Below are 19,792 nucleotides of genomic sequence, written 5' to 3'. Positions count from 1 at the left end.
TTCCTTTGGTGGTAGAGGAAGGGCGTGCTTACACGCCGAGAAGATCGCGGGCCGCCTGCGCGGCGGCAGGTAAAGACGCATTGCGCCCGACGTGCTGCTGTGCGCGCTGCACGTCACTGATGGCCTGTTGCAGGTGCGGCCAGCCCAGCTTCGCCAGAGCGGGTTGGCTGTCTGCGTCCAGCAGCGCCTTGGGCAGCGCCAAGCGCAGGCAGGTGCGGATGTCGCGCCCTGAAAGACCATGCGAAGCCTCGGCGGCCTGCCCCAGCAGAGCCGCCCGTTCGTCAGCCAGCGGAATGCCGGGCACCAGCATGCGGTCCCAGAGCGCATGACGGGCGAGCCTGTCAGGCAGATCGAAGTGGATGTGATAGCTGATACGGCTGCGGAAGGCCTCGTCGTAGTTGCGCGCGAAGTTGCTGGCGAACACCACGATGCCTTCGAAGCGCTCCAGCTCGATCAGCAGGGTGGAACGCATCGCGTTGACTTCGTTGTCCACGCCTTGTGTCACGTTGGAAAGGCGGGCACCGAGCAACGTATCGGCTTCGTCGAAGAACAGCAGCGAGGCACTGTCGTGGGCCATCCTGAAAGCGGCCTGGATGTTGCGTGCGGTTTCGCCCATGTAGCGGCTTTCCAGCTCGGCAATACCGATGTGGTGGAAGCCCAGCCCCAGCGTGCCGGCCAGAGCCTCGGCGGCCATGGTCTTGCCTGTGCCCGGCGGGCCATGGAAGTTGATGACGCTGCTACGGCCGAGCGGATCAACCGCCTCGAACCCCCATTCGCGGTAGATGGTGCGATGGTGGCGGATACGGGCCAGGCACTCCTGCAGCTGTACGCGCGTCTGCGCGGCCAGGATTACGTCCTTCTCCAGCGAGAAGCGCGGTTGACGCGCGGCCGGCAGCGCATGATCTGCCGGCACAGGCGGCGGTGTGCGGTGACCAGCCCGGCTCATACCCGGCCCTTCCAGCGGTGACATCCCGTCATCAACATCTTCCTGTGTCCTGCTGGCCGGCAACAGCGCCGGCCCAGAGCGTGCAACAACCCTGCGACACTGCACGTCGCAGGGCGAACCTGAGGTCGGTATCGGCAGCCCCACGAGGGACTTGAGCCCTTTTGGAATGACCGTACCTGGATGAGGCTACGAGCTACTGCCAGCGGGCCGAGGACGGCCAGGACCGCGTCAGGCGTGACACGCTTCGAGGGGTAAACGATGGCATTGTTCTACCGCCGGGAGCATTGGTGGGCAATCAGAAAGCTATGAAATGTGGAGAAGCGACGCGGCTGCATCCCATCCTGTGAGATGCACCACAACCATCCTTCCCCTCCCCCGCTGGAGGATGGCCGTGACCAGAATCGACCTCGCATGGCTGGAAGCTTTCGACAAGGAGCTTCTCTACCTGTTCGCCATCGACCATGGCGACGCCGGCATGGATGAGTACCTGCTGGGCTGCTACGCAGACCTGCCGCCGCGCGAGGCGGCGCTGGCGTTCGGCAGCGACTACGACCTGGAGCGCGACGATGCGCTGTGGCCACGGCCGGGCGCGCCTGTGTGATCCGCGCAGCAGTCCAGCACGCCGGCATTCAAGGCAGGCGATGCCAGGGGATGGCCGCTATGCTGGCAGCGCACCGGAATGGAAACCACGTATGCCCCGTTTGAACACCGCCCTGGCACTGAACCTCATTCTAATGCTGCTGGGCTCCTCACCTGCCATGGCCACGGCGGCAGACCCGCAGGTTTCCACTGAAGTGTTCGTAGAGGCCGGTGACAACCCCACCTTCAAGCTGCAGCAGGCGCCCGCCCTTGTGTATTCAACGGCCCTCGCCACGCCGCCCGATACCTTCCTGCAGGCTCCCATGGCGGTGCTGCTGGTTGCCCAATTGGATGAGCTGGGCCACGTTTCCAACGTGATGGTGGCGCGGTCCAGCGGACTGCGGGAGCTTGATCGTGCGGCCCTTACCGCAGTGGACCAATGGCGCTTTGATCCGGTCGTGGTTGAGGGCGTCGCGTGGCATGCACGGGTACGGGTCCGTCTGACCTTCGTGCCCGAGGCCGAGGCGCCGGCCGGCTGAACTGCTGCTCCAGTCTGTCGCTATTGGCCCTAGGCCATGGCCCTGGCTGCGGGTACTCCTGCGCTTGGAGCCAATAGCGCCAAGCCCTTCAAGACCGTTGCGGCTCAATCGCTTGCTGGCTTAACACCGTGTGCGACAATGCCGAAAGCGTCAGGACTGGCAATCTTCAGTCCTGCAGTTTCTTGGCATTTGGTTGCTGCACGGGTATCTCTTGGCGTGCCACCGGAAAAGGGTGGCGCGGGACTCGAAAACCCGTCTCTGTACCAGATGTATGCGCTTGCCAGCCGGCGTCACTTTTCTGTGGCGCCGGCTGGCAATTCGTTCGCGTTCCATGGCGGGCGGTGCGTGGGGATCTTCGGATCCGCCGGTCTGGTACATACCGGTTTTCGAGCCCGCACCGTCCGCCACCTTTATCGGTGGCGCTGCTATCTGTCCTGTACGGAGCATTGCCATGAACACATCGGACTTCCGTTCCCTGCACGCGCAGTACGATCCGGACAACGCCGAACCCGAGCGCGAACCGTCCGTCGATCCCAACGCCTTCGTCGCCACGCTACATCGCATCGGAACCGGTGCGGCGGCGGACGGCCAGCCCTGGCCGGAACGGCATCAACTGCCTGGGCGGTGTCTCCAGCTGGCGGATGCGGATTGTGCGCTAGCCGGGCTGCGCGTGGTGGCCGAGCTGATGCTGGCTGCGGAGCGGACTCGGCAGAACGGCGCGCCCGAGGAGTACCTGGGGGATCGGGTGATGGAGGGGTTGAAGATGGCTTGTGTGGCGTTGACTGCGCAGGTGACTGAGCGGTTGCAGGTGCGGGAGTAGTCCAGTTGGACCTGGCCGTCTGTCGCGTGGCCGATGGTCATCCACGCGCTATCGGTTCACGTTGGCGGGAAGTCACCTTTGCGGGTTCCGCAAGGCATCCCCGATTCGGAGATGCCTGCTCCCGGCGAATACTTCCTACTTACGCAGCAGTACGGCCCGATGGTAATTCAGGTACGAGATCTGCGCCGCCGAGAACGGAACGCTCGGAATCTTCTGCACCACATCCCACCTCAAGCGCACTGCCTCCGGCAACTGCTTGCTCAGGACTAGCCGGCCGTCATCTTCAAACGAGATGTATCCACGGTCGAATAGCCGATCGATATGGGGCGCCAACATCAGCCCATTGCTTCCATCAAGGCGCTCAGAGTTGGTGCTCTTCGCCCAGGGCTTAATGTGGCTAGCGATGAGAAACTTGGGCTCACTCGTGCCGGTAACGCGACAGACCTTTTCGATGTCGTTCACGTTCTTACGGTAGATTCCCTGTCCCACTCTGGCATTGATCAGCTGGGCCTTCACTGTCTCGCCAATATTTTTGTCTTCCTTGATCTCCTTGACTCGCACCTCCTCTTGCCAAGCGCTCAGATCATCAACGTCAACGTTGAGCAGCGACAAAAGCTCAGTAGCCATTTCCGGCGGCACTGGGAACAGGTAGGCCTGGTTAGCCTTGCCATCCGGCTTCAGCGGCGAGTACTTCATCGGAAGACGCGGCCGAATCTTCGCCATATGCTCGCTCACCTTTAGCGGCGATTCCACCAGGTGATAGTCCACTGGAACGGCCCAACCGTCCCTACGCCATTCGTTGTCCGTCTTTTTGAAGTCATCAGGGCGATCTTTCGCATAGTGTGCCCCATTGATGATCGCGACAGCCTTGATTTGAGCATTGGCAAAAGCGAAGACCACATCACCTGGACGCACCTGGGTCATGTGCTCATAGAAGGGATTTGTCTTCCCTTCCACATTGGTCTTCGGCGACCACAAGTAGCCAGCCTTAACCGCCCGATCAAACGTCTGCTTCTGGTTCACCCACCAGTACGCCATCCCTGCTTCCCCCGTCTCATCTAATTGATGCGGCCTATTGGCCTTCGAGACGGGATAGTACCTTTCGATGTCGCAATCAGCACGCATCTGCTGGATGCGGGGGCAGTCAGGGGACGCGCCATCCCTTCTACACGGTGCCTTGATGAATTACTTAGAGAACTCCCTTGCTCTTGAACAGTGGCCACGCGCAAAAATCTGCAGCAGTCGAGCACCACGTAGACTTCCTTGCGCACCTATCAAAGTGCTCTCTTCTACCGAAATGCACGCCTATAGCTTGAAACGAACTAGTGATATGAACTGAATGCGCGATACCGGTCAAACCTGCAAGGAACCTGACCACTAGCACTGACGGTGCTGCCGAAACAAGAACTAGGCGCTTTGGCGAATGCCCTGATCCACTGTCACGCCGGCATAGAAATGGTCCAGCATGAAGTGCTCTGCGGGGGAACCGAACAATTCATAGACTTCCGACCGACGAGTCTCCAGCGCCTTGAGCGCATCAGGAAGAGACAAGTCCGCCCTCTCAAAATCTACAATCGCTGACAAATGAATCCTGCGACTAAGCATTCTTGGCAGGCCATACTCTTCCAGTTGATAAACCGTTGCCGGCAGAAAGGCGTGGGAAAGCCTGTAAATGAATGGCGACACATCGAATCCGCGATTTGGACTAACCCTGGCATGAATTGTATTGATGTCCCCGAGGAGCGCTGCCATTTTATATGAAACCGTCCTCTCAAGCTTGAAGAACTCCTCAATCGTAACCGCATGATTAGAAAGTTTTCGTAGCATTGCCGGAATTGTAGACGTCCATGAGTCTGCGACGACTTTGATGAATGCAACAACTTTGGTGTATGGAGCATCCCATCCAGCCGGGCTCAGGTTGATTGCATTGAAGAGCACCCATTCCCATGACTCGCGATTCGAGGAATTCAGATTTGCTAAAGCCCTCCAATTGCTCGGCTCATTTGAAATCGAATTCACCAGTTTCCAGATGACATTTGCGTCACTCGATTGCAACTTGCCTTCTCGTTGCAGCGCAGCTACAGACGTCACGTTAAGAATAGCCGAAACATCTCTATCAAAAGCCTCAGCCTTGTCCCGCTGCGCTTCGCTCAACAAATCCGACACTGAGTCAATTTCAGCAACACCAAGCAACGATTCAGGCAACTCTAAAGTGAGCTGCGTTTCAGAATCAGCAGGAGCTTTCTCCAGCAAATAGACTTCACCAACGAAGTATCTGAACATTCTCCCTCCACGACCAATTAAATTTCGGTAGTCGAAGTTCGAAAGCCGCGGATTGCCATTCTTGTTACTCCAAACCACGACACGTTGTGCTGACGTATTCACGCCCTCAATAATCGAGGACGTAGACACAATCAAATCCAGACCATGCTGTTCCATTTCAAACAGCCGCAGCTGCATCTGAGCAATCGCCCGGTGGATCTGGCCATTATGCAACCCAATCCGATGTTGAATAAGTGTTGATAGAGCCCAGGTTGCAGAATAGTTATCTCCAAGCCATCTACCTATGTCGCGCAGGAGATCAGAGCTAGATAATGGCCACGACATTTTGACCGCATCCGATGCAACCTTGACCTGAGAATGAGATCCCGCATAAAGCAAAGTTTTTGAGCCTGGCTGGCAAATTCTGCGCACCGCAGCCGACTTCTTCTCTACGTCACCAGAAGTCGAGTCCGAAAGGTCGTAAGTCTTTAGAACAACGGTATTAAAGTCCGTCTTAACAAACTCCATGCCCCTGGTAAAAGGATTTTCCTTCAACGATGATATGTTGGGCGCGAGAAAATATCTCTGCTTGGCGATCGATGAAAACTTGATCATTGCACGAACTAGCGTTGGAGACCTATCCTTATCGAACGCAGCGCTTGCCTTGTAGAACTCATCCACAATGAACAAGTCGAGACTTTCAATTCTGTTCGCATAGGTAATGGCTCGCTCTTGGGGAAAGACGAATATTTTCGATCCCTCTGGGATATCCCCCTCAGTCGTCGTCACAACTGAGTAGCTTCCACCAAATTTTCTATGAAGTCGACGCCTCACCTCGTCCATCAACGCGAGCGTAGGCACGATGATGAGGACTGACTTTGGCCGAGTTATCGAAATGAAAGCATCAATAACGAAGCTCTTACCAAAGCTAGTTGGTGCGCTTACTGCGACGCTCTGTCCCTTCAACAGCTTAGAAAGCAAGGACGATTGGTCGCGATGGAGAGTTGCAAACTCTGGTAGTCCAACGTCTGCTCGAAAAACGTCTGCGACGATGCGATCCTGCCACATCGCTGTATCAAGCTGAAGATATGGATAGAGCCCGACTCTACGTAACAGATGATTCAGAAGGGGCGTATAGGCCTCCTCTGATTGTGACCGTCCATGGAGATGCTCAATCAATGAAGCTCGGGCCTCCTGCTCACATCCAAGCTCGATCATATCGTTGATTCTAGAAAGCACCTCGAAATCAGTCATTACCACACTCCTTGTGGAACTTCGCGGTTGCCAGGAACTTCTCTACAACCTTCTTCTTGTCAGGGACTGGGAACAAAATCACGTGAAAGGTGATGTCACCATACTGAGATACAGTGGACGAAAGTTGGCTGAGCTGCCGACTAAAGTATGCCACCGCTCGCTCTCGGTGGCGGTCAATCAGGGACTTCTCGTACTCATCGGTCCAAATCGAGGCGCTCGACGTAAGCGCACACTCGTGAAGCAGAAGTATGGGGATGCACAAATGAGGCTTTAGCTCATCCAGGGAGACGTCCTGGGAGAGCATTTTTTTTATCTTATCTAGAACAACCTCATTTTTTACGCAGGCCGAGAGATCGCTTACGTTGCAGATTATCGCATTCTCTTTCTTAAGCTTATCCGCCCTTAGCGATTCCCCCACTGACTTCACAATAGAGGCAATACGAGCATCTTCGATGTTTGAGTAGAATTTAGACTCACCAAACCAGAGGTGAAACTCGTCGCCATCCACGGTCACATGAACACTGTCAGCACCCTTCGCGTTATCTTGGGCATTCTGTTTATAGAATATCTTTGGAACTACTGGGAGACCGTCATAGTACGCTCTCATGACCCCATACAACATGGCCTCAGCAAGCTCGCTGCCTGATCCAATATCCTCCGCGCTGTCGGTGAGCCTGAGGTTGCTAGCAGCTCTATTGATAAGGGTTTGCGGGCTGTCTATTAGCGCATTTCGCTCAGACTCTGATAGAGCTGTTTGAGCGATATTGTTCCACACGAATTCATGGAATTTTGCTACTCGCCACTTTGAGTCTTCAAAGTCATTCGCGATGCTCAGTACGAAATGTCGATCTCCGCCCGATCCAGCTATGTTCACCGATTCTTTCAAAACAGTCTTGAACACGAACCACTCCAGGTTGGCTAAGCTCTGCTTCCTTCCGAGTCACAATCGCTCGGAGCACATCGAACCATCATTAGCATACGCATCTTGATACAACAAAAAAGGGCGACCAATGGCCGCCCTTTTCCACGTCAATTAATTGACGAAATCAAACCCCAACAGGATTAGCCTTCTCCGGATCAATCTTGTACTGCTTGATCGCCCGGGCCACATCCTTCGCGGTCATCTTCCCTTCCTTCGCCAGCGCCGCAATCGCGGCATGGGCGATGTAGTACCGGTCAACCTCAAAGAACCGGCGCAGGTTCGCACGCGTATCCGAACGACCGAAACCATCCGTACCCAACACCGTGTAGCTCATCGGCACAAACGCGCGGATCTGGTCCGCATACGCACGCACATAGTCGGTAGCGGCAATCGCCGGGCCCTGGCGGCCTTCCAGCAGCTCGGTCACGTAGGCCTTGCGCTGCTCACCTTCCGGATGCAGGCGGTTGGCACGTTCCACGTCGAAACCATCGCGACGCAGTTCGTTGAAGCTCGGGCAGCTCCAGATATCGGCGGTCACGCCGAAGTCCTTGTCCAGCAGCTCGGCCGCGGCAATCGCTTCGCGCAGGATGGTGCCCGAGCCCAGCAGCTGCACGCGCAGCTCGCCCTTCTTCGGCTTGCCGGCGTCGGTCAGCAGGTACATGCCCTTGACGATGCCTTCGGCCGCACCTTCCGGCATTTCCGGGTGGGTGTAGTTCTCGTTCATCAGGGTGACGTAGTAATACTCGTCCACCTGGTCTTCCATCATGCGCTTGGTGCCGTGCTGCAGCACCACCGTCACTTCGAAGCCGAAGGTCGGGTCGTAGCTGCGCACGTTCGGGATGCCACCGGCCACCAGATGGCTGAAGCCATCTTCGTGCTGCAGGCCTTCACCGTTCAGCGTGGTGCGGCCAGCGGTGCCACCCAGCAGGAAGCCGCGGGTACGCATGTCGGCGGCCTGCCAGGCGATGTCGCCCACGCGCTGGAAGCCGAACATCGAGTAGTAGATGTAGAACGGCAGCATCGGCACGTTGCTGACCGAGTAGCTGGTACCGGCAGCCATCCACGAGCTGATTGCACCCGGCTCGCTGATGCCCTGCTGCAGCACCTGGCCGCTCTGGTCTTCGCGGTAGAACATCAGCTGGTCGGCATCGACCGGCTTGTACTTCTGGCCGAACGGCGCGTAGATACCGATCTGGCGGAACAGGCCTTCCATACCGAAGGTACGGGCTTCGTCGGCCACGATCGGCACGATGTGCGGGCCCAGCTCCTTGTCACGCAGGGTGATGTTCAGGCTCTGCACGAAGGCCATGGTGGTGGAGTAGCTGCGCTCGCCGCTGCTCTTCAGCAGGCGCTCGTAGGCTTCCAGCTTCGGCGCCACGAAGGTCTTGTCGGCCTTGCGGCGGCGCTGCGGCAGGTAACCGCCCAGTGCGGCACGGCGTTCCTGCAGGTACTGCACTTCCGGCGAATCCGGGCCCGGGTGGTAGAACGGCACCTGGCCGTCGGCCAGCTGCGCGTCGGTCACCGGAATGTTGAAGCGGTCGCGGAAGTGGCGCACCGCTTCGTCGTCCAGCTTCTTGGTCTGGTGGGTCGGGTTCAGTGCTTCACCGGCGCTGCCCATGCCGTAACCCTTCACGGTCTTGGCCAGGATGACGGTCGGCATGCCCTTGGTGTTCACGGCCTGGTGGTAGGCGGCGTACACCTTGTGCGGGTCGTGGCCACCACGGTTCAGGCGCCAGATGTCGTCGTCGCTCAGGCCGGCGACCATCGCAGCGGTTTCCGGGTACTTGCCGAAGAAATGCTCGCGGGTATACGCGCCGCCGAAGGCCTTGCAGTTCTGGTATTCGCCGTCGACGGTTTCCATCATCAGCTTCTTCAGGACGCCGTCGCTGTCCTTGGCCAGCAGGGCATCCCAGTAACCGCCCCACAGCAGCTTGATCACGTTCCAGCCGCCGCCACGGAACACGCCTTCCAGTTCCTGGATGATCTTGCCGTTGCCGCGCACCGGGCCGTCCAGGCGCTGCAGGTTGCAGTTCACCACGAAGATCAGGTTGTCCAGGCCTTCACGGCCGGCCAGCGCGATGGCACCCAGGGTTTCCGGCTCGTCGCTCTCGCCGTCGCCGATGAAGCACCACACCTTGCGGTCGGACTTCTCGATCAGGCCACGGTTTTCCAGGTAGCGCATGAACTGCGCCTGGTAGATGGCGGCCAGCGGGCCCAGGCCCATCGACACGGTCGGGGTCTGCCAGTATTCCGGCATCAGCCACGGGTGCGGGTACGAGGACAGGCCACCGCCGTCCACTTCCATGCGGAACTTGTCCAGCTGCTCTTCGCTGATGCGGCCTTCCAGGAAGGAACGCGCGTAGATGCCCGGGGCGCTGTGGCCCTGGATGAACAGCAGGTCGCCCGGGTGGTTCTCGCTCGGGGCGCGCCAGAAGTGGTTGAAGCCCACGTCGTACAGGGTGGCGCCGGAGGCGAACGAGGCGATGTGGCCGCCCAGGTCACCCGGCTTGCGGTTGGCGCGCACCACGGTGGCCATCGCGTTCCAGCGGATGATCGAACGGATCCGCCATTCCAGCTCGGCATTGCCCGGGCTCTTGGCCTCGAACTGCGGCTCGATGGTGTTGACGTACTCGGTGGTGGGAGAGAACGGCAGGTAGGCGCCCGAACGACGGGTCAGTTCCACCATGCCTTCCAGCAGCTGATGCGCGCGCTCGGAGCCCTCGACATCAATAACGGCCTTCAACGACTCGATCCACTCCTGGGTTTCCACAGGATTCGGGTCGTTGTTCAGCACCTCGTTCAACCAGTTCATTAGCGCTCCCATAACCGCACGCACGCGCGCGACTGTTGTATAGATTTCTAGACCGCAAAGTGTAGCGCACCAAGGGCTTTCGTCACTTGGCTACGCAGGCGTATGGATGCAACCGGCCAGTGTCCGCAAGGGGCTTGCCGGGCCCGCTGAAGGCCCTGCGGCGGGCCTTGTTGGCTGCGCGGGCTGTCGCTTGCGGGCCGCTGCGCCCATGTGCAGGACGCAGTGTTACCGCTGCCGATGACGGTTGTAGGGCAGCGTGGCAGGCCTGCTCGCGAGCGCCCCGGCGCTGGCGCTGAACCGGCGACAACGTGTCGCACCCGCCTCTGGATCGGCCCCCGCCCTGCCCTCAGGGTAGGCCTCGAGTGTTGGCCTCGCCCGCCTCGGTCCGCCGTCTGGCCCTGCCTCGCTCCCTTCCACAGCTTCGCCCGGGGCGCCTCGCAAGGGGCGCCCCTTTTGCTGTGCGCGTGGCCGGCCATGGCCCAAAAATGACCTGCTTGTGGCCGGATCGGTGGTTGTCGGCTTCGATATATCGATATATCGTTTGCACACTCGTTTACCGATATATCGAAATGAGCCGCACCGCCTCTCCCAGAACCCGTTCCACCGATTCGACGGTGCCGCGCCGCAACGGCCAGCCGCGGGTGCTCAGCCGCGGCGACCTGCGCCTGCTGGTGCTGGCCCTGATCGGCGAACAGCCGCGCCATGGCTACGAGCTGATGCAGCTGATCAGCAACCAGTTCATGCAGGCCTACACGCCCAGCGCCGGCACCATGTACCCGCTGCTGGCCAGCTTCGAGCAGGCCGGCTGGATCGAGGCCGAGGAAGTGGACGGCAAGCGGATCTTCCGCATCACCACCGCCGGCGAGTTCGAGCTGAAGGTGCAGCGCACCCAGGTGCGCCTGGCGCAGCGGCGTGCCTTCGACCGCGCCCGCGAGATCACCAAGGCCTCGCTGCCGCCGCCGCTGGCCGGTGCCCTGCGCGAGTTCAAGCGGGCGCTGGTGCATCACCACGGCCGCTGGGCCGAGGGCGAAGCGGAAGAAGTAGCGGCGCTGCTGACGCGGGCGTCTGCCCTGCTCAACGGTACGGCCGGTAGCGAGAGCCATCCCTTTTCAACGACCCAGCCAGACTGACTCCAGCCAGGTCGCCCCTACGCCGCGCGCCCCCGCGCGACACCTTTGCAGGTAACCCCATGACCGAACACAACAACACGCGCCTGCGCCTGGATGTGCGCTTCCGTGAACTGACCGTGCTGCGCACCGAAGAGGTCACCCCGCACATGCGCCGCATCGTGCTGGGCGGCGCCGAGCTGGCCGGTTTCGATTCGCCCGGCGCCGACGACCACATCAAGCTGTTCTTCCCCAATGCCAGCGGCGAGATGGTGCTGCCGGTGGTCACTGCCGAAGGCCGCAGCTATCCGGCCGGCAAGGAGCCCTCACCGGCCCGCGACTACACGCCGCGCAGGTGGGACCACGAAACCGGCGAGCTGGCCATCGACTTCGTGCTGCACGACCAGGGCATTGCCGGGCCGTGGGCCGAGCAGGCCCAGGCCGGCGACACGCTGGTGATCGGCGGCCCGCGCGGTTCGTTCGTGGTGGCCGACAGCTACGACGCCTACGTGCTGATCGGCGATGAAACCGCGCTGCCGGCCATCGCCCGCTGGCTGGACGTGCTACCGGACGGTGCCGAGGTGCAGGCCTTCATCGAAGTGAGCGATGAAGCCGAACGCCAGGACCTGCCGCAGTACGAGAACGTGCGTATCCACTGGCTGGAGCGCAACGGCTTCCCGGCGGCCAGCAGCACGCTGCTGGAAGACATGCTGACCGACTTCGAAGCACCGGACGGCGATGTCTTCTACTGGATCGCCACCGAATCGCGCCGCGCCCGGATGATGCGCAAGTTCATCGAAGGCCACCTGGGCGTGCCGCGCGACTGGATCCGTTCCACCGGCTACTGGAAGGCCCACCCGGACGAAACCGACGGCGATTGATCAAGAGATGGCGGATGCGGACCGTTGGTCCGCCCGCCCTGCAACAGGTAGTGCCGGCCGCTGGCCGGCAACCTCATGAACCTTCGGCAGGAACCTGCAACTGCCGGCCAGCGGCCGGCACTACCGCGCTGGATGCCACCTGCAGCGCGAAGATCGACAGCGGCAGCAGCCCGAAACCCGCACGCATCGCGCTGCGCGCGATGAGTCGAGCATGGCTCGACTCTACAGGGGCTCCGCCGCCGCTCATGCACCTTCTTGCCTGGCTGGGTAGTGCCGGCCGCTGGCCGGCAACCTCATGAACCTTCGGCGGGAACCTGCAGCTGCCGGCCAGCGGCCGGCACTACCGCGCTGGATGCCACCTGCAGCGCGAAGATCGACAGCGGCAGCAGCCCGAAACCCGCACGCATCGCGCTGCGCGCGATGAGTCGAGCATGGCTCGACTCTACAGGGGCTCCGCCGCCGCTCATGCACCTTCTTGCCTGGCTGGGTAGTGCCGGCCGCTGGCCGGCAACCTCATGAACCTTCGGCGGGAACCTGCAGCTGCCGGCCAGCGGCCGGCACTACCGCGCTGGACACCACCTGCAGCGCGAAGATCAGCAGCGGCAGCAGCCCGAAACCCGCACGCATCGCGCCGCGCGCGATGAGTCGAGCGTGGCTCGACTCTACAGGGGGCCATCGGCGGTCATGCACTTTTNATGCCACCTGCAGCGCGAAGATCGACAGCGGCAGCAGCCCGAAACCCGCACGCATCGCGCTGCGCGCGATGAGTCGAGCATGGCTCGACTCTACAGGGGCTCCGCCGCCGCTCATGCACCTTCTTGCCTGGCTGGGTAGTGCCGGCCGCTGGCCGGCAACCTCATGAACCTTCGGCGGGAACCTGCAGCTGCCGGCCAGCGGCCGGCACTACCGCGCTGGACACCACCTGCAGCGCGAAGATCAGCAGCGGCAGCAGCCCGAAACCCGCACGCATCGCGCCGCGCGCGATGAGTCGAGCGTGGCTCGACTCTACAGGGGGCCATCGGCGGTCATGCACTTTTTGCCAGGGGGTAGTGCCGGCCGCTGGCCGGCAACCTCATGAACCTTCGGCGGGAACCTGCAGCTGCCGGCCAGCGGCCGGCACTACCGCGTTGGGCGCCACCCGCCGCGTCCACCCGAACCGCTGCGCGGCCCAGATCTCCAGCGCCACCAGCAGCGCGATGACCAGCAGCGGCAACAGCAGCCCGAAGTACACGCCGGGCATCATGCCGTTGATCTGGGCCTTCACCAGCCGCAGCACGCCGCGGGTGTGCAGCAGCTCATCGACGTGCATGGTCAGCGCTTCGCGCACCACCTTGGGCTCCAGGCCAATCGTGCCAGCCTTGTCCACCAGCGTGTCTTCCACCATGCCGCGCAGCAGGCCTTCGCGCACCTTGCCGATCACCCAGCCGGTGCCGCGTGCCAGTGGGCCGTTGCCGAGGCGGTCGAGGCCAGGCAGCGGATGCTCGCTCAGATAGGCCGAGGCGATGGTATCGGCCACATCGCCCACCGTGCCCTGGCTGCGCAGGGCCTCGCGCATGCGCGGGTCGTCCAGCGAATCCGTGAAGCCTTCGCTCCACCCTTCCACCAGCGTCTGCAGGCGTGGCTGGAAATAATCGAGCTGCTTGAACAGCGCGCGATGTGCGCCGGCGGTGAAGCCCAGCTGCAGGCCAAAGAAGGCGGTGACCAGCGGCAGCACCACCACGTAGCTGGCCAGCAGCCAGTGATGCCAGCGCTTGCGCCGCTGCAGCCAACCGCGGCGGTGCAGCCAGCGCCAGGCGAAGATGCCCAGCACCAGGCCCAGCAGCGTGCCGAGCAGGCTGCCGCCCAGCAGATCGAGCACGCTGAGGCCCGTCCAGAATTCGTTCAACCAGTACTGCGCGTCCTGCATGGGTCTTCTTCCGTGAATGAATCAGCAGCCCATTGTAGAGCCGAGCCCACGCTCGGCTGCTTTTCGTTCCGCCATCGGAGAACCCTCGCGCTGCGCGCGATGAGCCGAGCATGGGCTCGGCTACAGGGATTCCGCCATCTGGTTCAACGCATCAGCCGGCAAGCAATGCGACAATCGCGCTCCTTTCCTGCAGCAACGAGGCCCACATGGCCAAACTGACCCTGGCCAGCGTGGACGCGCTGCGTACCCGCTTCGCTGATGATGCCGCCTGTGATGCGGCACTGGCCGCGTTCACCGATCCGGCTGCACTGCGTGCGCCGCTGCGCGAGCTGGTGGAAGCACAACACCGCTACCTGCAGGCCGAGTTCGAAGTGGCGCAGGTAGCCGATGTGCTGCGCCGCGACCAGAAATATGCGCCAGTCGGTCGGCCTTCGATCAACATCGTGCAGCTGCGCAAGCAGCAGGCCGCGACCAAGCAGGCGGCGCTGATCGCACGTCAGGTGGTGGCGCAGGCCGCGCAGACCTTCGTGCGGGTGAGCGGGATGACAGTGAAGGCCAAGCAGAGCCCGAGCGAAGCGTGCGTGGCATGGTTGGGCGCGCTGCGCTGAACCCGCGTACCCGGTAGTGGCCAACCTTGGTTGGCCCGCGAAATGCTCGTGTACCAACCGAGGTTGGCACCTACCGGGTAGTGCCGGCCGCTGGCCGGCAACCCCATCAGCATCGGGCACCTCGCAAGCAGCCGGCCAGCGGCCGGCTCTACCAGAGCCCAAAAAGAAGGCCCGCTTTTCAGCGGGCCTTCTGCCTTCTCACGACGAGTGAGCGGGGTGCATCAAGCCGCCGGCTTTTCGCCGGTGGCTTCGGTGGTGATGCGGATCTTCACTTCATCGCTGACGTTCGGGGCATACGCGCCGACGCCGAAATCGCTGCGCTTCAGGGTGGTGGTGGCATCGAAGCCAGCGGCCGGAACCTTGGCCATCGGGTGCTCGCCGCCGCCGTTGACGGTCACGTCCAGGGTGACCGGCTTGGTGATGCCCTTGATGGTCAGGTCGCCGGTGACGGTCAGCTTGTTGGTGCCGGCCGCTTCCACCTTGGTGCTCTTGAAGGTGGCATCGGCGAACTTGGCAGCGTCGAAGAAGTCGGCGCTCTTCAGGTGCTCGTCGAACTTGGCTGTGAAGCTGTTCAGGCCGCTCAGCGGCAGCTTCACTTCCACGGTGGACTTGGTCACGTCTTCGGCGTTGTACACCAGGGTGCCTTCAACGTTGCCGAAGTGCGCGCTCGGGTTGGAGAAGCCGAAGTGGCTCCACTGCGCCAGCACGTCGGTGTGGCTCGGGTCCAGCTTGTAGGTGCCCGAGGCGATCTTGATCGCTTCGGCGGCCGGCGCGGCAGCGGCGGCATCGGCAGCCGGGGTGGCGGCCTGTTCGGTGGTGGCCGGGGCGGCGGCGTCAGCAGCCGGGGCAGCGGTGTCGGCCGGCTTGGAGCAGGCGGCGATGGCCAGGGTCAGGGCCAGCGGCAGCAGCAGTTTACGGGTGGCGCTCATCTCAGGAACTCTCCGGATCGTAGGGTGGGTACACGGTGCAGCAAGGGCCCGCCGCGGGACGGCAGGCCCGAAACCGATACAGCGACTTACGCGATGCGCGCCGCTTCGTCGAACGACAGGCGCGGCAGACGCGGGAACAGGCCCGCCGGGTCACCGTAACCCAGGTTGACCAGGAAATTCGACTTGATGGCGGTGCCGGCGAAGAAGGCTTCATCCACCTTGGCCGCATCGAAGCCGGACATCGGGCCGGCATCCAGGCCCAGCGCGCGCGCGGCCAGGATCAGGTAGGCACCCTGCAGGCTGCCGTTGCGGATGGCGGCTTCGTGGCGGCCTTCCTGCGGGCCGTCGAACCAGGCCTTGGCATCGGTGTGCGGGAACAGGTACGGCAGCTTCTCGTGGAAGTCCAGGTCGAAGCCGATGATGGCGGTGACCGGGGCAGCCATGGTCTTGGCCAGGTTGCCTTCGGACAGGGCCGGGGCCAGCTTTTCCTTGGCTTCCTTCGAAGTGACGAAGACGAAGCGGGCCGGCGTGGTGTTGGCCGCAGTCGGGCCCCACTTCACCAGGTCGTACAGTTCCTGCAGCAGGCTGGCCGGGACCGGCTTGTCGAGGAAGGCGTTCTGGGTACGGGCAGTGCGGAACAGCTGATCGAGGGCAGCAGCGTCGAGCGCGTGGGACATCGGTGGATCTCCAGGGCGGCTAAGGGAAGTCAGTGCCCGCGGGCGGCGCGGGGCGAATCGACGAGCCGCAGTGTAGAGTGTCGCGACTGTTGCAACACCCAGCAGGGCTGAAACGAATTAATGCCAATGGTGAAACGATCGAGCGCGCCATGGACGGTCACTGACGGCCGTGCGGGCAATGTCCGCCAGGCGGTCGCGCTGGCCTCGGCGCTGCGCCAGGGCACCCACCGACCGCTGGTCCTGCAGCCGCGCGCGCCTTGGCGCTGGCTGTCGCCGCGGCGCCTGCCGGGCGATGTGAACGGCTATGGCGAGGCTTTCGCGTCACTGGCCGCCGAGGCCCCGGCGCTGGCGATCGGCTGTGGCCGCCAGGCCGCCGGCGCCCTGCGCGTGCTGCGCGCACGCGGCAGCCAGGTGGTGCAGATCCTCGACCCGCGCATCGGCGCCCGCCATTGGGATGTGGTCGTGGTGCCCGAGCACGATGCCCTGCGTGGCAGCAACGTACTGACCCTGCTCGGCAGCCTCAACCCGGTGGACGATGACTGGCTGGCCTGGGGCCGCGCCGCGTTTGCCGGCTTCAGTACCCTGCCCGGCCCACGCACCGCGCTGCTGGTGGGCGGGCCGACGCCGCTGGCACCGTGGGACGAAGCGGCGATGGTTCGCGTGTTCCAGGCACTGGCCGAGCAGATCCGCAGCGAAGGCGGCAGCCTGCTGGCGACCACCTCGCGGCGCACGCCGCCGGCATTGGCCGAGATCCTGCGCGCGAAATTCGCCGACCTGCCGCACGTGATCTGGGGCGATGGCGGCGATGGCGTGAACCCATATGGGGGCCTGCTCGGCTGGGCCAACCGCGTGGTGGTCTCACCCGATTCGGTGAACCTGCTCTCTGAAGCCTGCGCCACGCGCATGCCGGTGATGGTGGCGCTGGCCGAGACCGCGCAGGGGCGGCTGGCGCGTTTCCAGCAGCAGCTGCGCGAGCACGGGCGATTGCAGGAACGCTGGCTGGACTGGCAGTACGACCGCATCGAGCCACTGCGCGAAACCGCGCGGATCGCGGCAGAAGTGAAACAGCGTCTGGCAGCGGGGTAGTGCTGGCCGCTGGCCGGTAATCCTGGGCGCCTGGCATCACGGGAATGCCGGGTGCGCAGCGTTTTCTGAACATTTCGATCCGGTACCGCGGTTAGAGTCCACCTTCCCCCATCACTCTGAACGTCTTCATGCGTACCCTGCTCCTGCTGCCCCTGGCCCTGCTCGCCGCGTGTTCCACCACGCCCACCGAGCTGGATCCGATCTCGTATCAATGCCAGCAGCAGCTGGACGCGTACCGCGAACAACCGGCGCTGCGCGATCCGAAGGGCCAGCGCCCGCCACTGCCGGTGGCTCCCATCAGTGACGCCTGCGACAAGGAACTCAAGCGCAAGGGTGTGGACCGCCCGCTGCGCTGACCGGCGTATGATCGGCGCGCGGGCCTGCCCGCCGTTGAAGGTATCGACATGGATCGTTTCTCCCGCCTGCCCCGCGCCGCGCTGCTGATCGCCAGCCTGCTGGCGACAGCCCCCGCATGGGCCAACAGCTCCGAATGCCGCGAGCGCTACCCCAGCGTGGCGTCGCAGGCAGCAATGCTGGACGTGGCCTGGACCACCGCCGAGCGTCTGGATGCGCTGCCCGACGTGGACGTGGTGGTGGCTGCACGTGGCGGCCAGGACCTGAGCCGCTACGGCCTGCGCCACAGCCACCTGGCCTTCCTGCTTCGCGAGGACGATGGCCGCTGGCGCGCGATGCACCTGCTCAACCGCTGCAAGACCGACAGCTCGCAGCTGTACCACGAAGGACTGGGCAACTTCGTCGGCGAGAGCGGTGGCCATACCGACCTGCGCATCGGCGTACCGTCGGCACCGTTGCGTGCAGCACTGCGCGCGATGCTGGTCCCGCCCTCGATCCAGCCCAAGGCGCTGCACGAAACCAGGTACAACGTGGTCGCCTACCCGTTCGCCACCGACTACCAGAACTCCAACCAGTGGGTGCTGGAGGTGCTGGCAGCAGCGATGGCACAGGCCGATGGCGCACCGGCCATCGTCAAGCGCGAACAGGCCCAGCAGTGGCTGCGCCAGCAGAAGTACCAGCCCAGCGTGCTGCATATCGGCCTGGGCAAGCGCGTGGGCGCACGCCTGTTCGTAGCCAACGCCACCACCACCGACCACCCCGCCGGCGAACGCATCTCCGGCAACTACTCGGTCGTGACGGTGGAATCGGTGTTCGATTTCCTGCACCAGCGCAGCCAGCTGCAGCAGGAACTGGTGATCCCCCACGTGCCGGTGGCCGGAGCCGCCGCAGCCACACCCTGAATTCCCTTCTTTGCGACCTGGAGGTCCCGATGCTCCGTTACCTGCGTATGCCTGCCTCTGCCCTGCTGCTCTCGGCGCTGCTGGTGCCCACCGTCCATGCCGGCGCTGCGCCGCAGTTGAACAGCAGCGAGGCCAGCGTACTGATCACCTCGTTGATCGTGGTATCGGTTCCCCTTGCCGCGTCGGCAGGCCTGTCCGAACTCTCCAAGGCGCCGTTCAAGGCCAGCGAACGCCGTGACAGGGCCCGCCGCACCAAGGCGGTGCCGCTGCCACCGATGGAAGTGAAGAAGGTGGAGACCACGCCGGAGGGCGAGCGCCAGGTGCAGCTGCAGGTACCGGACAAGGCCGACCAGACCGCCACGCTGCGTTGGCCGGCGCGCGTGCACGAGGACCAGACGGCGGCCTTCGTGGTCGGCCAGCAGGTGCATTTCGACCCCACCGAAGCCGGTGCCGGTTGGACCGTGAAGAGCGCACAGGGCCAGGCGCTGGCTTATGTGCCGACCGCCTATGCCGCCGGCGATGTGATGAGCGAAGCACTGTAAAGCTGAACGGCCGGTTTTGGTTTTGCCGCGGGCTGGGCGGATAATGGGCGATCCCCTTTGTCCTCCTGGCTCGCCATGTCCGTGCGTCCTGCCCCTGTGTTTGCCCCGTTGACCGCCCGCGCCCTGGTGCTGGCGGTACTGGCCATGGGCGCGGTGGTGCTGCTGTCCAACGTACTGGTGCAGTACCCGATCAACGATTGGCTGACCTGGGGTGCCTTCAGCTATCCGGTCGCGTTCCTGGTCAGCAACCTGATCAACCGCCGCTTCGGCCCGGGCCCGGCCCGCCGCGTGGCGTGGATCGGTTTTGCGGTGGCAGTGCTGCTGTCGATCTGGGTGGCCACGCCGCGCATTGCCATTGCCTCCTGCTCGGCCTTCATCGTGGCCCAGCTGCTGGACATCACCGTATTCGACCGCCTGCGCCGTGGCAGCTGGTGGCGTGCGCCGATGGTGGCCACGACCTGCAGTGCAACGGTGGATACCACCATTTTCTGGTCGATCGCCTTTGCCGGTTCCACCCTGCCGTGGGTGAGCTGGGCCGCCGGCGATCTGGCGGTGAAGCTAGCGATCGGCGTGTGCCTGCTGGCCCCGTTCCGTGCGTTGTTGTGGAAGATGGCGCCGCTGCGCGCCACCAGCTGACCGCCGTCGCTCTGGTAGGTGCCAACCTTGG

The 19,792-nt window shown here is 62.9% G+C and carries 21 protein-coding genes; 11 read left to right on the top strand and 10 right to left on the bottom strand.

Features of this window, described 5'->3' with window-relative positions; translation table 11 throughout:
* Window positions 1-28: 28 nt before the first annotated feature.
* Window positions 29-946: an ATP-binding protein gene (locus D5301_RS15295; RefSeq protein ID WP_110710881.1), complete on the bottom strand. Its 918-nt coding sequence runs from the start codon at window positions 944-946 to the stop codon at window positions 29-31.
* Between the two features lie 385 nt (window positions 947-1,331).
* Between D5301_RS15295 and D5301_RS15290 the strand changes: the two genes are divergently transcribed.
* From D5301_RS15290 to D5301_RS15280, 3 genes are all read left to right on the top strand, one after another.
* Complete coding sequence (locus D5301_RS15290) at window positions 1,332-1,547, top strand: hypothetical protein (protein ID WP_110710880.1); 216 nt, start codon at window positions 1,332-1,334, stop codon at window positions 1,545-1,547.
* Between the two features lie 91 nt (window positions 1,548-1,638).
* A complete protein-coding gene (locus D5301_RS15285; RefSeq protein ID WP_153856164.1) occupies window positions 1,639-2,064 on the top strand; it encodes an energy transducer TonB in 426 nt (141 codons plus the stop codon).
* Between the two features lie 451 nt (window positions 2,065-2,515).
* On the top strand, window positions 2,516-2,884 hold the full coding sequence (locus tag D5301_RS15280) for a hypothetical protein (RefSeq protein ID WP_010484179.1): 369 nt from the start codon (window positions 2,516-2,518) through the stop codon (window positions 2,882-2,884).
* 135 nt (window positions 2,885-3,019) lie between these two features.
* On the opposite strand, the gene D5301_RS15275 is transcribed toward D5301_RS15280, so the two are convergent.
* From D5301_RS15275 to aceE, 4 genes are all read right to left on the bottom strand, one after another.
* Window positions 3,020-4,009 (bottom strand): HNH endonuclease, encoded by a 990-nt coding sequence (locus D5301_RS15275; protein ID WP_153856163.1) that lies wholly within the window; start codon window positions 4,007-4,009, stop codon window positions 3,020-3,022.
* A 282-nt stretch (window positions 4,010-4,291) separates the two neighbouring features.
* Window positions 4,292-6,400, bottom strand: a complete 2,109-nt coding sequence (locus tag D5301_RS15270) for a DEAD/DEAH box helicase (protein WP_153856162.1) — start codon at window positions 6,398-6,400, stop codon at window positions 4,292-4,294.
* The gene (locus D5301_RS15265) at window positions 6,393-7,301 is read right to left on the bottom strand and encodes a DUF1837 domain-containing protein (RefSeq protein ID WP_164079983.1); all 909 of its coding nucleotides are present in this window, start codon (window positions 7,299-7,301) and stop codon (window positions 6,393-6,395) included. Before D5301_RS15265 ends, D5301_RS15270 begins: the two co-directional genes overlap by 8 nt.
* A 145-nt stretch (window positions 7,302-7,446) precedes the next feature.
* Window positions 7,447-10,134, bottom strand: coding sequence for a pyruvate dehydrogenase (acetyl-transferring), homodimeric type (gene aceE / locus D5301_RS15260; RefSeq protein ID WP_049421164.1), 2,688 nt, complete (start codon window positions 10,132-10,134; stop codon window positions 7,447-7,449).
* A gap of 569 nt (window positions 10,135-10,703) precedes the next feature.
* Here aceE and D5301_RS15255 point away from each other — a divergent pair.
* Both D5301_RS15255 and D5301_RS15250 read left to right on the top strand, forming a co-directional pair.
* Window positions 10,704-11,264, top strand: coding sequence for a PadR family transcriptional regulator (locus D5301_RS15255; protein WP_153856160.1), 561 nt, complete (start codon window positions 10,704-10,706; stop codon window positions 11,262-11,264).
* 59 nt (window positions 11,265-11,323) lie between these two features.
* Window positions 11,324-12,121, top strand: a complete 798-nt coding sequence (locus D5301_RS15250) for a siderophore-interacting protein (protein WP_153856159.1) — start codon at window positions 11,324-11,326, stop codon at window positions 12,119-12,121.
* A gap of 73 nt (window positions 12,122-12,194) precedes the next feature.
* Here the strand turns inward: D5301_RS15250 and D5301_RS15245 are convergent, their stop codons facing one another.
* The 3 genes from D5301_RS15245 to D5301_RS15230 all read right to left on the bottom strand — a co-directional run bounded on the left by D5301_RS15245 (window position 12,195) and on the right by D5301_RS15230 (window position 14,027).
* On the bottom strand, window positions 12,195-12,368 hold the full coding sequence (locus D5301_RS15245; RefSeq protein ID WP_153856158.1) for a hypothetical protein: 174 nt from the start codon (window positions 12,366-12,368) through the stop codon (window positions 12,195-12,197).
* Window positions 12,369-12,414: 46 nt separating this feature from the next.
* A complete protein-coding gene (locus tag D5301_RS15240) occupies window positions 12,415-12,588 on the bottom strand; it encodes a hypothetical protein (protein WP_153856158.1) in 174 nt (57 codons plus the stop codon).
* A gap of 605 nt (window positions 12,589-13,193) precedes the next feature.
* Window positions 13,194-14,027 carry a hypothetical protein gene (locus D5301_RS15230; protein ID WP_153856156.1) on the bottom strand — a complete coding sequence of 278 codons (834 nt, stop codon included), beginning with the start codon at window positions 14,025-14,027 and terminating at the stop codon, window positions 13,194-13,196.
* Between the two features lie 206 nt (window positions 14,028-14,233).
* On the opposite strand from D5301_RS15230, the gene D5301_RS15225 reads away from it, so the two are divergent.
* Window positions 14,234-14,635 (top strand): hypothetical protein, encoded by a 402-nt coding sequence (locus D5301_RS15225; protein WP_110710864.1) that lies wholly within the window; start codon window positions 14,234-14,236, stop codon window positions 14,633-14,635.
* A 221-nt stretch (window positions 14,636-14,856) separates the two neighbouring features.
* On the opposite strand, the gene D5301_RS15220 is transcribed toward D5301_RS15225, so the two are convergent.
* Entirely contained in the window at window positions 14,857-15,564 is a 708-nt protein-coding gene (locus tag D5301_RS15220; protein WP_005415047.1) for a YceI family protein, read from the bottom strand.
* An 86-nt stretch (window positions 15,565-15,650) separates the two neighbouring features.
* Window positions 15,651-16,241, bottom strand: coding sequence for a malonic semialdehyde reductase (locus D5301_RS15215; RefSeq protein ID WP_110710863.1), 591 nt, complete (start codon window positions 16,239-16,241; stop codon window positions 15,651-15,653).
* Between the two features lie 126 nt (window positions 16,242-16,367).
* Between D5301_RS15215 and D5301_RS15210 the strand changes: the two genes are divergently transcribed.
* The 5 genes from D5301_RS15210 (at window position 16,368) to D5301_RS15190 (ending at window position 19,761) form a co-directional block, all read left to right on the top strand.
* On the top strand, window positions 16,368-17,327 hold the full coding sequence (locus tag D5301_RS15210) for a mitochondrial fission ELM1 family protein (RefSeq protein WP_110710862.1): 960 nt from the start codon (window positions 16,368-16,370) through the stop codon (window positions 17,325-17,327).
* Window positions 17,328-17,455: 128 nt separating this feature from the next.
* Entirely contained in the window at window positions 17,456-17,683 is a 228-nt protein-coding gene (locus tag D5301_RS15205) for a hypothetical protein (protein ID WP_110710861.1), read from the top strand.
* 48 nt (window positions 17,684-17,731) lie between these two features.
* Window positions 17,732-18,583, top strand: coding sequence for a DUF2145 domain-containing protein (locus tag D5301_RS15200; protein ID WP_153856155.1), 852 nt, complete (start codon window positions 17,732-17,734; stop codon window positions 18,581-18,583).
* 29 nt (window positions 18,584-18,612) lie between these two features.
* Window positions 18,613-19,125 carry a hypothetical protein gene (locus D5301_RS15195; protein ID WP_153856154.1) on the top strand — a complete coding sequence of 171 codons (513 nt, stop codon included), beginning with the start codon at window positions 18,613-18,615 and terminating at the stop codon, window positions 19,123-19,125.
* A 75-nt stretch (window positions 19,126-19,200) separates the two neighbouring features.
* On the top strand, window positions 19,201-19,761 hold the full coding sequence (locus D5301_RS15190) for a queuosine precursor transporter (protein ID WP_087921316.1): 561 nt from the start codon (window positions 19,201-19,203) through the stop codon (window positions 19,759-19,761).
* The last annotated feature ends 31 nt before the right edge of the window (window positions 19,762-19,792 follow it).

It is taken from the genome of Stenotrophomonas sp. MH181796, assembly GCF_009659995.1.
GTDB lineage: Bacteria > Pseudomonadota > Gammaproteobacteria > Xanthomonadales > Xanthomonadaceae > Stenotrophomonas > Stenotrophomonas riyadhensis.
This window is presented reverse-complemented; position numbering and strand designations above follow the sequence as displayed.